The sequence below is a fragment of the Natrinema gari JCM 14663 genome (genome assembly GCF_000337175.1).
Lineage (GTDB): Archaea > Halobacteriota > Halobacteria > Halobacteriales > Natrialbaceae > Natrinema > Natrinema gari.
This window is the reverse complement of record NZ_AOIJ01000021.1, coordinates 40987-54171: the sequence shown is the minus strand read 5'-3', so window position 1 is coordinate 54171 and position 13185 is coordinate 40987. Positions and strand designations below refer to the sequence as shown.

Genomic DNA, 13185 nt, shown 5'->3' with positions numbered 1-13185 from the left:
CCCATGCCTGGATCTACCACCATAATACAGATTTTCCGAGGACGTTTCCCGAAACGCGAACGCGTCATGTAGCCATCTCTTCTGATCGAAGCGCAGATGTCGCAGATTCTGGAAACCTCGAATTTCCGGAAAGATCCGGAAACAGATCTCTGTTATAGGGTGAAAAAGGGACATACACAACGTGAGGAAGCCAATCACGGAAGCGTGAGAATCAGTTTCCGGAAACAACCCGGTTACGTTTTTATAATTTGATGGAAAACCAGTCAATCACGCAAAGATGATCCGCGATGCTCGCGTCCTCCGGGCCGGGTTCGTTCCTCGCGAAGTCGAGCATCGCGACGCCGAAGTCAACCACCTTTCCAGCGTCCTCGAACCAATCACGAACGGGGAGCCCGCCGACACGGCTATCGTTACCGGACCCAGCAGGACTGGGAAAACGTGCATCTCGCAATTTGTCACCGAACGGCTCCGGGAAGAGGTCCTCGACGTCGAGACCACCTACGTCAACTGCTGGCGCAACTATACTCGATTCCGAACCCTCTATCAAATCCTCGACGATTTCGGTGCGACCATCGACATCCACCGCCAGTCGACACCCCACGACGAACTCGTCGACCGTCTCCAGCAGCACGACGGGCCTCGAACCGTCGTCATCCTCGACGAAGTCGACCAACTCGAAGACCCAAGCGTCATTTACGACCTCCACAGCCTCCAACAGTTCGCCATTATCTGTATCGCGAACAAGGAAGAGGAGCTGTTCAGCCGCGTCGACGACCGCCTCGTGAGCCGCCTGCGCTCCAGCGAACACGTCCGGATGGACAAGTACCACGACGAGCAACTCTTCGACATCCTGAGTGCCCGCGCGAAATGGGGCCTCGACGAGGACGTCATCACCGACAACCAGCTCTATCGCATCGCCGACGCGGCTGCCGGCGACGCCCGCCTCGCCATCGGCATCCTCCGAACGGCCGCCGGCAAGGCAGATCGCGAGAACTGCGAGCGAATTACTGACGACATCCTTCTAGATGCCGCCGAGGATGCCCGCGCCCAAATCAAGCAGAAGAGCCTCGACTCGCTCACTCCACACCAGTGCGTCGTTTACGACATCGTTCGCGAGCATGGCCCGGTCGGGCCGAGCGAGATCCACGAGCGCTATACCGAGGAGGTCGCTGATCCACGGACCAAGCGAACCGTTCGGGCTTATCTGTCAAAGATGACTCAATACAACCTCCTCGAAGCAGACGGATCCAGCCGAGATCGGGAATACACAGCCATCGACCAACCATCTCCCACACTCGCTGAGCAGGGTGATTAAGGAACTGATAGGTCGTGTATTGTTGCTGATCTCGACTTATCGTTGGCAATAGACGCAGAGACAGCCTCTCTGAGTCCTATCGGGAAATGTCTGGTTCTCAATCTGGAAGGGGCGGTAGTCATCATTGGAGATACGTCTTACCGCGTTGTTCCGGTCGGTGAAGAGTCAGACCAGCCGGAAAATGTCCGAGAACTTAGCGTCGACGAGATACGTGCTACACTCAACGAGCTTGCTGACAACGACGACTTTCAGTCAATCGTGAACATGCTCGCGACCAAGACCGAGCGTGAGCATCCCGGACAAGACATCGAGTACGTGGTAGTCAACGACAAGAGATCATCACGAGATCGTGTCGCCCTTGCTCACGAGGATGCGGGACAGTATCATCCATCGGACTATGAGACGGAACTAGTGCGAGCTGTCGAGAGTATCATCTCGCCTCTGGGATGGGATCGGTCGGATATTCGGCAACAGTTGGCAGATACACGACCGACGAAGATTACCTCGTTCTGACCAGACAGCTACAACAAGAGACGAGCTGGGGGCACACACCCCCCTCGTTCGGAATGAGATTATACCAACTATACCACCTGATTTGAAGCTGTGTCTCCACCTGTAGGGAGGGTCGTAATGTTGAATTCGTCGAGGATACTTTCTTGACATCCAATTTATCGGGAGATTTCGGGAGATAGAATAGCTACACTTCCAGTGTTAGGCGTATTCACGAATACTTCTAACTATTTCCGTATTTGACTTAATGAGCTTTTGGAGTTACTAGGTGATAAATCATAGTGATTCTAGAACAGTGAATTCAGAAGTCTGTACTGTCTTGCGGTTTGAGGAAGACGATTTATTCTAGTTAGGAACTACCTAGCTGATTACTGGAGGACCGCCTCCATACAGTCCATTAGGCGGCATCTCATTCCGAATCAGGGGGGTGTGTCCTTCGAACTACTATCTATACTATCTTGATGAGATCGAGAACTATTGGCGAGCAGTTCGATTGGCGAGCAGTTCGGTAAACGACTCACTCCGAATCAGGGGGGTGCGGTTACCGCAAGCTATGAATTCGAACAACAACTCATTCTGAACCGGGTATCTCCAAATATGGCGGACCATCCATCGATTATCCGATTCTCAGCACTCAAAACGCACGAATCTCATTCCGAATCAGGGGGTAACGACTAAGTAGGTGCCTTTCGAGGATGAATCTATGACGGACAACGAGGGACGAGACACAGGGGGTGACACACCGACCACGGAGCAACAGCTGGATGAGTTCGATACAACCAGGATGGACACCACGGCCTCTGAAAATGCCTCTACGACGGAGGAAATCCAACGACAGGAGCCGAGCGATCCAGCAAATGACCCATTGTTCGTCCGGGAGGGCGACGAAGACGGTTCTTCAAATCAAATCTGGGCAGATCGCGATCTACTCTCAATTGGAACTGTTCCCGGTCCGGACCGCATCGTCGGTCGAGACGCGGAAATCAACTCGGTTGCTGGAGAAATCCGTCACCTCGTACACGAATCCCAACCGAATCACGTCGTCATTTATGGCGAAACTGGAACTGGCAAATCACTTGTCAGCCGGCACGTATCTGACCGTCTCGTTGATACTGCCACCGCCCGGAACGTCCCCGCTGCAAGCATCTACGTTGAGTGTAAGAAGAATAATACCGAAACTCGAGTTGCGCGAACAATCGCTCGCGCCCTAAGCGACAAATCCGATTCGGGCATCGAAATTCCTCGCGTTGGGTTGGGATCCGCTGAATATTACGATTACGCCTACGACATCATCGACGAGTACTACGATGGGCTCATCGTCATCCTTGATGAAATCGATATGGTTGATGACGCCGAGGGACTCCTCCATGAACTCTCCCGAGCTCGAGAAGCCGGACATACTGATGCCTATATCGGGATCATCGCTATCAGCAACGACATCGACTTCGGACAGAAACTTAATGCACGCGTTCAGAGTTCGATGCGGACGACTGACTTCGTCTTTGAACCATACCAAAGCGATCAAATCGAGCAGATTCTGGAGTATCGACGAGATGCGTTCCAGGACGGTGTCGTACAAGATGGCGTCCTAACTGAGACTGCCGACCGATCGGCAGATGAACATGGTGATGCAAGAAAAGCAGTCGATGTCCTGCGGATTGCGGGTGACATTGCAGATGATGACGGCGCGGAGGTCGTTAGTACAGATCACGTCGATAAAGCAGTCAAGCGTGCAGAGATTAATCGAGTCAAGGAGACGATTGAGAGTACCTCACCGCAGTCTAAACTTGTCCTCTACACTCTCGGTCGCTTGACTGGCTCGGACAACCGCCGCTTCCGTACCTCTGATATCTACAGCCAATACGAGACAACCTGCGGTGACGTCGGAGCTGATTCTCTCTCGTATGATCGAGTGAGCCAGATCCTTAGTACGCTTGCGCTAATGGGAATTTCTGAGTCACACCAAATTGGGGGTGGACACAAGCAGGGTGTCTATCTGGAACATCAGCTCATTAAGGACAAAGACGTAGTGATGAAAGCAGTAGTCGAGAGCGACGAACGGCTTTCGGAACTCCACAACGGATCCTACGAGGGATAATCAAGTCCAAGCATTCGCGCTACTTGGAATCCTACTACTGAAGCTCATTCCGAACCAGGGGTGTGGAATCTTCTGGAAGATGAACAAGCTCATTCCGAATCAGGGGGGTGGTTGCAAGAAGACTAGACTTCCTAATCGTCTGGATTGACCGGCTCCTTATACTTTGAGCGCACTTTATCGCCATCCCGCCATTGCCAGTAGTAGTACCGGTTGTCGTTGATTTCCTTGATTGTGATCGTCGCCTTCGTGGGGACGTCGTCTGGAAGATTATCGGGACGTTCTTCGATATCGTCCTCGCCCGATTCCTTCTCAAGACGAGCCTCCCGTTCTCTGTGTTCGGCTAGCCCCTCAGCGTAGCGGGCTACGTCCCGAAGCTGTTCCGGCGGTGATTCGTTGAGGGTGTCGACTAATTTGGCTGGAAGTCCTGCCGGTGGGGTCGGTGGCTCGTAGGGCATCGGTTGTCGTCTTGTATTAACCAACAGAACCGATCAATCCATAGTTCTGTTGGTTAATCACGTCTGGTTCGACCCGGTTGGGAGTCGACCATCCGGGCGGGGGACCCGTCCTTGTTTGATTTCGTGGTCCACACGGCGGAGGTGTTTGCATCCGCCCTCGGGCGCTCGCTGCTGCCAGTCAGGGCAGGTACACGACTCGTCAACGACGTCGACTTCGTACCGGTTCCCTGACGTGGACTGCACATCGTAACGACCACCTTTCGAGAGGAGCGAGATGTCCATCGCTTCGTCGACGGCACGCTTCGTCCGTGGCTCGAGGTCGTCCTGGCCGACGCAGGCGTCGACGACCAGCCGGTCGCGGACGTCGCCCGTCCGGCCACCGTCCGGGGCGATGCCTTCAACAGGGCCAGTAAGCCGCTCGTGGAGCAGTTCCTGGACCGGATGGCCGTCTGGCCAAAGGTAGTGAACTTCGCGGCGCTCGCGATGATCGTAGGAGCCACAGGCTGCAGCGTTCCCAGCCCACACGCGCCACGAGCCGAGCGCAGCCATCACGTCGACGATTACGCGCGGGACGATTTCGTACTCATCAGGGTAGAAGATCCGGAAACGGGTACACTCCTCTCGCGGTGGGACGATATCCCACCACTCGACGTCGTCACCCCAGCTGTCGAACATCGCGTCATCCGCTCCATACCCGACGGTCACGCCGCCGATCTCGGGCACGTCCGCAGTCGTCTCGTCAGCTTCGCCTTCGAGCAGCCGAAGGACGGCGTACCGCAGATACTCGTGCGCTGGATGGTCCGTCGACCGGGCTATTTCGTCGTGCTGTTCTGCAACTCGTTCCGCTTCCTCGAGGACAGCGGATAGATACGGGTCACTCATGGTTCGTGGAGACTGAACTGCGCCTCCGCCCCTCGGCGGGCGCTGATAAACATTAACCAACGCCACACCGTCTCCCCGTTCGATTGTTGGTTAATGAGGGGGAATCGCGTGTTCAGCTCTCTTCAACCGTGCTGATGATCTCCTGTGCGGTCGAACTGATCCGTCCGAGACGCTCCTGGATACCCGCCGTATCGTCATCCTGCCACGCGGCGAGGTAGAACGCCGATCCGCTGGTGTCGAGCCCACAGTACCGCCCGACGATGTAGGCGACGGCTTCGGCCTCGACCTCACGTTTCGCTCGCTCGGTATCGTCGTCGACATCGACATGGAGCAATGCGTGAGCGTACTCGTGAATCAACGTCACGGCGAGATCGGCTTGATTCGGGCGCGCTTTCGCTTCGATGACGGGCTGGTTCTCGTGCGCTCGGTGTTTGCAGACGCCCATCGCGTCGCCCTGGTCCCACTCGGCAGCGTCGACGACACGCACGTCGACATCGAGCGCAGCCGCCGCATCGAGGAGCGCTGGCACCAGGTCGTCAGCGTCACCAGTCGCCTCGGTCTCCAATTCGGGTAGTGGTTCGCCCTCGGTCTGGGACACGTCGAAGACAGCTGTCGGTTTGAAGCCGACAAGGCCCTTGGACCACTCGTCAGGCGGTGTCTCGTCGTACTCACAGTCGCTTTGTTCGTGGTAGCTGGGCGAATTCTCACATTCCGGGCACTGCTTGGTGATGATCGGTGCCCAGATCCAGATCGCCTGTTCGCCCTCCTGGACGTGCCGGTCGAACTCGTTCCGCCAAGTGTTGTAGCCCGCGACCGTCGTCGCCTCGGGACACTGGAGCTTGATCAGCAGCGTGTTGCGATGGGAGTAGTCGTGGAATTGGGACTGGACATCCAGCCACTCCTGGAACTCCACGCTGGCTTTCGCCTCGTCGACGTCTGTGACGAGGTCGTCGATCCAGGCTTCGATGGTGCTGTGCATCTCGTCGTTCCGTGTGTCGGTCTCTTCGAAAGAGGCCGACGTGTCACTGGTCGTAGCCATGATTTGCAGGAATTCGGTGTACGGCGACTGCATCAGTTCAGGACGCGCCGCACCCCTCGGGGGCGCACAACAAACGACGGCGCGGCTGCGGGGTTTACAACGGGGTTGCTATCGAGGGATGGAATTTAACACCGCGTGCGTCACTACCGACAAATAGATGGGTCTCGTCAAGGCGCTTCGCGGGGTCGTTGGCACTCGCGCGTCCAGCCCGTCAACCCTGTACGAGTGCCGGCACTGCGGAACTACGCTCTCCGAGGACGCCGAAACGTGTCCGACCTGTGGTGGAGAGGACGTCGCCTGCTACCAGCTCTAAGTGAACCTCGTTCCGTCTGCATCACTCGTTGTCGGAACCGCTTCTATTGACTATTGTCCGGCCGGGTACCCCACAGTGTGAATGGGAACCGCTTACCGAAGCGATTCTGTTTCGTCAGCGAAGCCGACCGTGACGAGGTATTCGAGGAACGCGTCGAACTGGTTGACGTCACTCGGCGCGTCGGTCGCGAGGTGTCGCACCCATTCGATGGCCCACTGGAACGCGGGATCGGTCCCGCCCTCGCCGTGGATGTACCACCAGCGAGCCGCTTTCAGGACGACGAGCGGATTCGTCGGTGGCTGCTCGCCGGCGAGCCCACGCGTGATCGATTCGATCTCTTCGGGCACCTCGGCAGGATCGACCTCACTTGATTGAGTGTTCGATACGTCGACTGGAATGTCGTCGATCGAGACGTCGGTCTGACGCTGTCGTTGACTCACGGAAAATCACCTTCTCGGAGGACTGTCTGAATCGAGCCCTCGCCCTCTCTGGAGGGCGTGACAAACCGATCGGGGCGTCACGCAGGTGGGAGGTAAACGCTCTGCTCGCCGGCGATCTCCTCGAGGTTATTTCGATCGCGATGGGTGAAGTAGCAGTCGTAGCTGCAGTACCCACAGATCTCACCCGTGTCGTACTCGGCGACGAATGGACTGCGTCGATTCGTCCAAACGTTCGCCCCGCATTCAGTGCAAGCGGCCTGCTCGAGATCGGCTGGGGTCGGCCCCCCGTACTCGATGTGTAACCCCCCGTCCTGGGGTGTCGAGTCGGGCCAGACACCATAGGACTGCCAGAACTCACGGACGCGGGCGAGACTGTGGCGAACGGTCTTCCGAACGGTGACGTGGTCGGCGTCGCGACCGCTGTCGTCCCAGCCGTCGGCCGTCCAGAACTCGCCAAATTGTGCACCGCGATGCAGCCCGTTCCAGTCGAGACCGACGATGTCGGCCGGTGGCTCGTCCGTGAGCGTCGGTCGGGTCAATTGCTGGATGACGTCGAGCTGTTTGGGTGGACTGCCGCCGAGAATATGGACGCGACGCCCTCGCCAATCGCTCGGCTCGGAGAACTCGTGCGCCAACCGGTCGGCGTACCCCCGCGAATAGCCCAGGACGAGGTCGTCGGGAATCGCGTCGATCACCTCTCGGCACTTCGGGACGATGACGAGGTCCGCATCTGGGAAACTGCCCTGTATCTCGCGAGCAGCAGCAACGTAGTCGTCGACTTTGTCGACGTCGTAGGCGTCGCCGATCACGCCGACCCGTGGTTCGTACCCGAAAAAGCGTTCGACAAATCGCTCCAGATCGGGATTTCGGAAATCGTTGTCGAGCATTCCGACCGGGATCTCCAGATTCGTATACTGTTGTTGTTGGTAGCTACAGTCCTCGCGAAAGCCCGTAAGAAAGCCGAGTCGGTACGCATCGAGAGCAAACGGCGCTCGATGGAGGAACGCCACTCGGTCAGCCTGCCGAGCGGCCGTAATCTCGGTAGCGATGCTGCTGGAGGTCGTACTCGCTGTGAACGCCATATCGAATCACCCCGGAGCACGCGGAATCTCTCGCCCCGCGCCCGCTCTCGGGGCGCGATAAACCTCTGACAGCGGCACAATTAACCAACAATAGAGACAGCTACACCACTATTGTTGGTTAATCAGATCAGGGCAGTACAATCGTGTCGCTCAGAACGTTTCGACCGCGTTCACCGCTACCTCAGCGGTGGTATCGTGCCGCTCGTGGCTCGATCTGTCCTGCGTGGACGAGACTTGTCTGGGTATCTCCGTCGCTAGTGAGTAGATCGACGAGAGCGAACTGCCCGCAGGCGGTGAACGAACACTCGTCATCGAGACACCAGACGTCGGCATAGGCGATGTCGGTCTGCTCGCCAGCGTACACGGGGTTGCCGATTCCCAGCTGGGAGTCACAGTCGTCGCGGGGACAATTCGGCTCGATACGCGTGAATGTCGGTGTGTCGGTCATTGATCTTACCTCAGTACGGGGAATAGGTCGGCGCGATATCGCCGGTCAGGACGCTACTCTCGATGGCATCGGTCTCGCTGCCCTCGAGGTCGACGATTCGGTAGACGGCGTCACCGCTCCAGTCACAGTCCTCGCTGGAACACGTCGCACTTGCGTACGCGCCGTTCTCCTCGTCGAGATGGACGCTCAGGAGGTCGAGACGCTCGTGACAGCGCGGACAGTCTGCCGGCACCTGCGCGTAGCGGTAGCCCGTCGCGACCGTAATGTCGTCTTGGTCGGTCTCAACGCCGTGGCGTTCCTCGAGCTGGTCACGGACCGCTGTCTTGAGATCGTCGAGGAGCGCATGGCGTCCGTCTTCGTTGATGGGAAGATCGGCGCCGTCGACGGTGATCGTCAGTCGGGACGGTGTCGTCTGATTTGTATCGTTCATTCTGGTCTCCTCTACGGGCACAGATGTCTGCGCCCGCGCCCTTTTCGGGCGCTCAAAAACTACTTCGTGATTCGCTAGTGGTGGCTGAAGACTCGCTCATCGCCGGAGTATTCTAGCGGGAATCCACACTAGCAAGCACGTGCAGGCTCCGTTTGTCCGTTCACCGCTCAGAACCGTAGATGATTGCTGAGCGGCTTTCGTAGCCGCACTCCCGGCACTCGAACGACCGTTGGATCTTCGCTCCGTCAGCACTCTTCTGGCCGACGACGACCTCGTCGTTCGGGCACTCTGGACAGCGGAGCTCCGGCTGGGGGCGTTTTTCGAGTTCGTCCCGAAGCGATGAGCCTTCCTTCGTCGCGAAGCCGCGCGACCACACCGGATAGCCCTCGACGAGGATTGCAGCCCGCCATTTGTGGACGTACGACTCCGGCGCTCGGTGTAGTACCGCTCGAGCGTTGGTCTCTGTATGTCGGTACGCCAGGGTCGGTGTACGGCTCTCTCGCGTCCAATTTGTGAGTCGTGTCATGATTACTCCTCAAAGAGACAGCGATCAGCTGCGTCGTCGCCGGCGAGCGTCTGCTGGTCCTCGGCGGTATCAGCGAAGAGACTGGCCTGATCCCCCTTGCCTGAGTCCTCGACTTCGGGTCGGTCGTCGACGCCGAACTCACTCGCTTCCGGTCGATCAAGCCGCGAATCACGGTCACGATGATCCACGTCGGCACCGAAGTCCTCGAGTGAGGTTTCGACGTTCGTCTCAGTCACTTCGAGTTGGCCATCGTCACCGAATGCGGTCTGTCGCTGAATTTCGATCTCAGGTCGATCGCTCATTTGAATCGAGCCTCCACCCACCGAGGCTCCGATAAACAGCCCCCAGCTGTCGCGTCAGTCGTTCTGTGAGCGGATTTCGCTGGCCCGATTTTCGAGCCGGCGGAGGATCTGGACGCGCTGCTGGTTCGCGTTCTCGTAGGCGACGCAGGCTCGCAGCGTCTCCATATCAGAAATCGTCACGATGCCGGCGGTAATGAGTCGCGTGTTCGGTGGTTCGAGGCGTTGTTCCGGCGACAGTTCGCTTGCGTCAGTCGATTGAACGTCAGGATTGTTCACTGATAATCGCCTCCACCACTACTGAGGCGACGAAAAACAGCGCGCCCGCTACTCGTCTGCTTCCTCGGGTTGGATCTGACGGGCGTCCTCGGCGAGGTCGTGGATGTACTCCCGGAGGATTTCCATGTCCTCGCGGGCGTCTTCGAGCGTCTTGCCTTTCGCCTTCGCGATCACCTCGTCCTGGTCACGGGTATCGGTTCCCCGTTTGAGTTTCACGGTGAGGGAGACGCCGACGTCACTGCGCTCGATGTACTCCGTTCGTGTCGGCTGCTCACTGGATTCGGCCGATTCGACATCCGCACGAGATGGCTGGGTGTGTTCTGACATGGATTGCTCTCGATGATTGGTGCTTAGATGGTCGGTGCGACCGCCTCGTCAGGCGTTTCGTGAAGGACTGCGTCGATCTCGCTGGCAGTAAGTCGCCAGCGTCCCTCAGCCCCAGCGCAGTCCAGTTGGCTCACAACCTCGGTTTTGAGCTCTTGGTAATGGTCGAGGGCGAACGCTGCGTCGTCGGTGTAGTCGAGGAGAAGCGCGAGCGCGAGTTGCGCCGGGCCGCTGCCACCATATCCCCATTCGAAGCCCGAGGGACTGTGATTCACCAGCTCGAGACTCCGTTCCGGCGTGAGTCGTTCTTGGCCGGGGCGTTTCCCCACGATGGCGTCTCCTCGACGTCGATACCCGAGATAGACGACATCGCGGTTGCTCGGTGGGCGTATCTGTTCGATCGAGTGTGTGTCGTTGGTTCTACTCATCGGTTTGTTCGGGCGATGCTCGTTCGAGCACCCCCGCACCCCTCAGGGGGCGAGAAACAGCCACGGTGACTGCGTTCTCCCTACGCGAGGTGGGAGATCTCTGCCGGTTCGTCGATGTCGTCGAACTCGCCTCGTTCGACCGGCTCCCAATCGTCGCCGGGTTTTGGACTCCACCAGTCGATGTCGTAGGCGCCCGGTGCGCCGAGGATCTTCACCCGCGCCGACCCGTCGGGCAGGTCGCGACGCAATTTCTCGTCGACGTGGAGGTTCCACGTTGAGTGGGTGTCGAAGCAGGCGAGGACGGCCTCCTCGTAGCCGCGTGTCTCTCGGGACTCTTGGAGTTCGACCTGCGTGTTACAGTGCTTGCAGAACACGCCCTCGAAGGGGATGTGGCTGAATACCTCGTGCCCACAGACGGGACACCAGAGGTACTCGAACAGTGCTTCGCTGTGGCGGTCGATGACTTCTAGACTCATCTGTGGATCTGGCCCGATTGAGACGGGCCACCCATCCCGGCCCAGAAATAAACGCTACCGGTGCCGCTGAAAATAGATCCCTCTCTCAATTGCAAACTATCACGACTGTGTTGTACTGGGCGTTGGTCTGATAGTGATTACTGCGAATAGTTTCATCGAAGGTGTCGAAAGACGACGGTTCAGCGGTTCCAATCATGGATGCGGATCATCGCGGCGGTAAAGACTCGCAGTAATCACTATGAGTGGATGCGCGTACTTTTCAGGAATTTCGTCGTGAGGGATGTTGGTTGGTGCTGTACTGCCAGCAAAGGTTTATCAGACTACACTGTGTATGGTTTTGTATGTCCGCTCCCACGGCCGGAGAAGCAGGAGACGAAGACGGTAAGGAGTCTCCTGAAGCTGTATCTGCTGAGGAGGCACTTGAGATGCTGCCTGACGAAGACGAATTCGAGGCCGAATTCTAACACTCGCTTTTATTACTCCTGTTTGCTTGCTGTTCGTATAGATGGGCCGACGATATGTCGTGTTCTTTGAGCCAGCTCTAGCGAATCTTGATGCGATGGGGAATCATATGGCGACACGGCTGGAAAACCAAATCACGGATTTTCTTGATGCCTGGCGTCCCGAGGCCGCTTTTGCAAAACCGCTCCAGAGTGATCTGTGGCAGTTCAAATGGTCACCTAGAAATGGTAGCGGTGCGAGAGCGTTCTCTGGGTACTTTGCCGGTGACGAACACGACATCGCGCTTGTGCTGGTAACGTTCAAAAAGAAGAACGAGGACAAGTTCAATCTCCAGCAGTCGGGATTCAATTCTCGTGCGAAGTCATTAACCAGAACACTTGACAGTAAATCTCCTTCAGATATCGACACTTGGCTGGATGACCAGCGGAACAATCCTGAGAGAAAAGTTCTCGACGAAACCGATATTTAGCTACCACAGAGACATCACGGTAAAGACGGGTATGTCCGTCAGCGCTCGGCGCCGTACACGATCTTTGAGGACGCTTCGTACCCACAGTTTCGACACTCGAACCAGCGCTGGACCTTCGCACCGTCAGCCGATTTACCACCGACGACCACGTCGCCGTCCAGACACTCCGGACAACTCATCTCGGGAGCAGGTTGGTCGCGGAGAACGTTCCTGAACGCTTTTGCGTCCTTCGTCTCGTACCCTCGCGACCATACTGGGTAGCCGTCGACGAGAATCGCTCCACGCCATTTGTAGCGATAGGAGTCCGGTGCTCGATGCAGGACGGCCCGAGCGCCGGTCTCGGTGTTTCGATACTCGAGTGTGGGCGTGCGGCTCTCGCGCTGCCAGTTTGTGATTCGAGGCATCTGTTAGAAATGGACGTCGGCGGGCACGATCCAGAGCTCTTCACGCTCGTTGAGGATTCGGTCCAGCTGGTCGCGATGCCGAATGCCGCTCCCGTGTTCGTCGTACAGGAACACGGAAGGGCCGTCGTACGCGCCGACCTGGTGGAAGGCGTGCCGGGCGAGATCCTCGTCACGCATGATCTCTTCGTCGCTGAGTTCGTCGAGCGCCTCCTTCACGCGGTCGAGATTCCGCTGGAACTCGTCTTCAGTGGCCACCCACCCGCGTTCGAGCAACTCCTCGCCGTCATCGGAGTCCACAGGTGCCGCGACCGGCAGGTCACCCCAGCGGGCCGAGCCGGCGACCGACGACTCGTCATCGTCGAAGGTCACGTAGTAGTCGAAGACGGCGCCGGCGTGTGGCACGGTGCCGACGAGTCGATCGAACACCGTCTTTCCGGTGGCGAGTGCGTCGTCTTCTGTCGATGCCTCTACGAGCGTGTAAATGACCATGTGCATCGGTTGTCACC

At 57.7% G+C, this 13185-nt stretch carries 20 protein-coding genes; 5 read left to right on the top strand and 15 right to left on the bottom strand.

Translation table 11 applies throughout. The features are described from left to right. Window positions 1–277 precede the first annotated feature (277 nt). From C486_RS00715 to C486_RS00705, 3 genes are all read left to right on the top strand, one after another. On the top strand, window positions 278–1315 hold the full coding sequence (locus C486_RS00715; protein WP_008451878.1) for a Cdc6/Cdc18 family protein: 1038 nt from the start codon (window positions 278–280) through the stop codon (window positions 1313–1315). Between the two features lie 42 nt (window positions 1316–1357). Further along, a complete protein-coding gene (locus C486_RS22085; protein ID WP_008451874.1) occupies window positions 1358–1828 on the top strand; it encodes a DNA polymerase I in 471 nt (156 codons plus the stop codon). 700 nt (window positions 1829–2528) lie between these two features. Beyond that, window positions 2529–3923, top strand: a complete 1395-nt coding sequence (locus tag C486_RS00705; protein WP_008451872.1) for a Cdc6/Cdc18 family protein — start codon at window positions 2529–2531, stop codon at window positions 3921–3923. Window positions 3924–4054: 131 nt separating this feature from the next. Here C486_RS00705 and C486_RS00700 read toward each other — a convergent pair whose 3' ends face one another. The 13 genes from C486_RS00700 to C486_RS00640 form a co-directional block, all read right to left on the bottom strand. Continuing rightward, complete coding sequence (locus tag C486_RS00700) at window positions 4055–4378, bottom strand: hypothetical protein (protein WP_008451870.1); 324 nt, start codon at window positions 4376–4378, stop codon at window positions 4055–4057. Between the two features lie 57 nt (window positions 4379–4435). Further along, on the bottom strand, window positions 4436–5260 hold the full coding sequence (locus tag C486_RS00695) for a hypothetical protein (protein WP_008451868.1): 825 nt from the start codon (window positions 5258–5260) through the stop codon (window positions 4436–4438). A 112-nt stretch (window positions 5261–5372) separates the two neighbouring features. Then, a complete protein-coding gene (locus tag C486_RS00690; RefSeq protein WP_008451867.1) occupies window positions 5373–6299 on the bottom strand; it encodes an ArdC-like ssDNA-binding domain-containing protein in 927 nt (308 codons plus the stop codon). A gap of 405 nt (window positions 6300–6704) precedes the next feature. Beyond that, a complete protein-coding gene (locus C486_RS00685; protein ID WP_008451862.1) occupies window positions 6705–7052 on the bottom strand; it encodes a hypothetical protein in 348 nt (115 codons plus the stop codon). A gap of 77 nt (window positions 7053–7129) precedes the next feature. Next, window positions 7130–8134 carry a DUF6610 family protein gene (locus tag C486_RS00680; RefSeq protein WP_008451859.1) on the bottom strand — a complete coding sequence of 335 codons (1005 nt, stop codon included), beginning with the start codon at window positions 8132–8134 and terminating at the stop codon, window positions 7130–7132. Between the two features lie 181 nt (window positions 8135–8315). Continuing rightward, window positions 8316–8582 carry a hypothetical protein gene (locus C486_RS00675; protein ID WP_008451857.1) on the bottom strand — a complete coding sequence of 89 codons (267 nt, stop codon included), beginning with the start codon at window positions 8580–8582 and terminating at the stop codon, window positions 8316–8318. A 10-nt stretch (window positions 8583–8592) separates the two neighbouring features. Beyond that, window positions 8593–9012 carry a hypothetical protein gene (locus C486_RS00670; RefSeq protein ID WP_008451855.1) on the bottom strand — a complete coding sequence of 140 codons (420 nt, stop codon included), beginning with the start codon at window positions 9010–9012 and terminating at the stop codon, window positions 8593–8595. Between the two features lie 160 nt (window positions 9013–9172). After that, the gene (locus C486_RS00665) at window positions 9173–9538 is read right to left on the bottom strand and encodes a DUF7568 family protein (RefSeq protein ID WP_008451849.1); all 366 of its coding nucleotides are present in this window, start codon (window positions 9536–9538) and stop codon (window positions 9173–9175) included. A 2-nt stretch (window positions 9539–9540) separates the two neighbouring features. After that, window positions 9541–9840 carry a hypothetical protein gene (locus C486_RS00660; protein WP_008451846.1) on the bottom strand — a complete coding sequence of 100 codons (300 nt, stop codon included), beginning with the start codon at window positions 9838–9840 and terminating at the stop codon, window positions 9541–9543. Window positions 9841–9894: 54 nt separating this feature from the next. Next, window positions 9895–10116, bottom strand: a complete 222-nt coding sequence (locus C486_RS00655) for a hypothetical protein (RefSeq protein ID WP_008451844.1) — start codon at window positions 10114–10116, stop codon at window positions 9895–9897. Between the two features lie 48 nt (window positions 10117–10164). Then, window positions 10165–10443, bottom strand: coding sequence for a DUF7389 domain-containing protein (locus C486_RS00650; RefSeq protein WP_008451842.1), 279 nt, complete (start codon window positions 10441–10443; stop codon window positions 10165–10167). Window positions 10444–10466: 23 nt separating this feature from the next. Next, window positions 10467–10868 carry a DUF6166 domain-containing protein gene (locus tag C486_RS00645; protein ID WP_008451840.1) on the bottom strand — a complete coding sequence of 134 codons (402 nt, stop codon included), beginning with the start codon at window positions 10866–10868 and terminating at the stop codon, window positions 10467–10469. Between the two features lie 80 nt (window positions 10869–10948). After that, window positions 10949–11344: a DUF7567 family protein gene (locus tag C486_RS00640; RefSeq protein ID WP_008451835.1), complete on the bottom strand. Its 396-nt coding sequence runs from the start codon at window positions 11342–11344 to the stop codon at window positions 10949–10951. A gap of 341 nt (window positions 11345–11685) precedes the next feature. Between C486_RS00640 and C486_RS22545 the strand changes: the two genes are divergently transcribed. Together C486_RS22545 and C486_RS00635 are read left to right on the top strand one after the other, a co-directional pair. Continuing rightward, window positions 11686–11808, top strand: a complete 123-nt coding sequence (locus C486_RS22545) for a hypothetical protein (protein WP_275039785.1) — start codon at window positions 11686–11688, stop codon at window positions 11806–11808. Between the two features lie 41 nt (window positions 11809–11849). Continuing rightward, on the top strand, window positions 11850–12275 hold the full coding sequence (locus tag C486_RS00635) for a hypothetical protein (protein WP_008451829.1): 426 nt from the start codon (window positions 11850–11852) through the stop codon (window positions 12273–12275). A 38-nt stretch (window positions 12276–12313) separates the two neighbouring features. On the opposite strand, the gene C486_RS00630 is transcribed toward C486_RS00635, so the two are convergent. Both C486_RS00630 and C486_RS00625 read right to left on the bottom strand, forming a co-directional pair. Then, window positions 12314–12679, bottom strand: a complete 366-nt coding sequence (locus C486_RS00630; protein WP_008451827.1) for a DUF7568 family protein — start codon at window positions 12677–12679, stop codon at window positions 12314–12316. Window positions 12680–12682: 3 nt separating this feature from the next. After that, window positions 12683–13174, bottom strand: a complete 492-nt coding sequence (locus C486_RS00625; protein ID WP_008451825.1) for a hypothetical protein — start codon at window positions 13172–13174, stop codon at window positions 12683–12685. Window positions 13175–13185 lie beyond the last annotated feature (11 nt).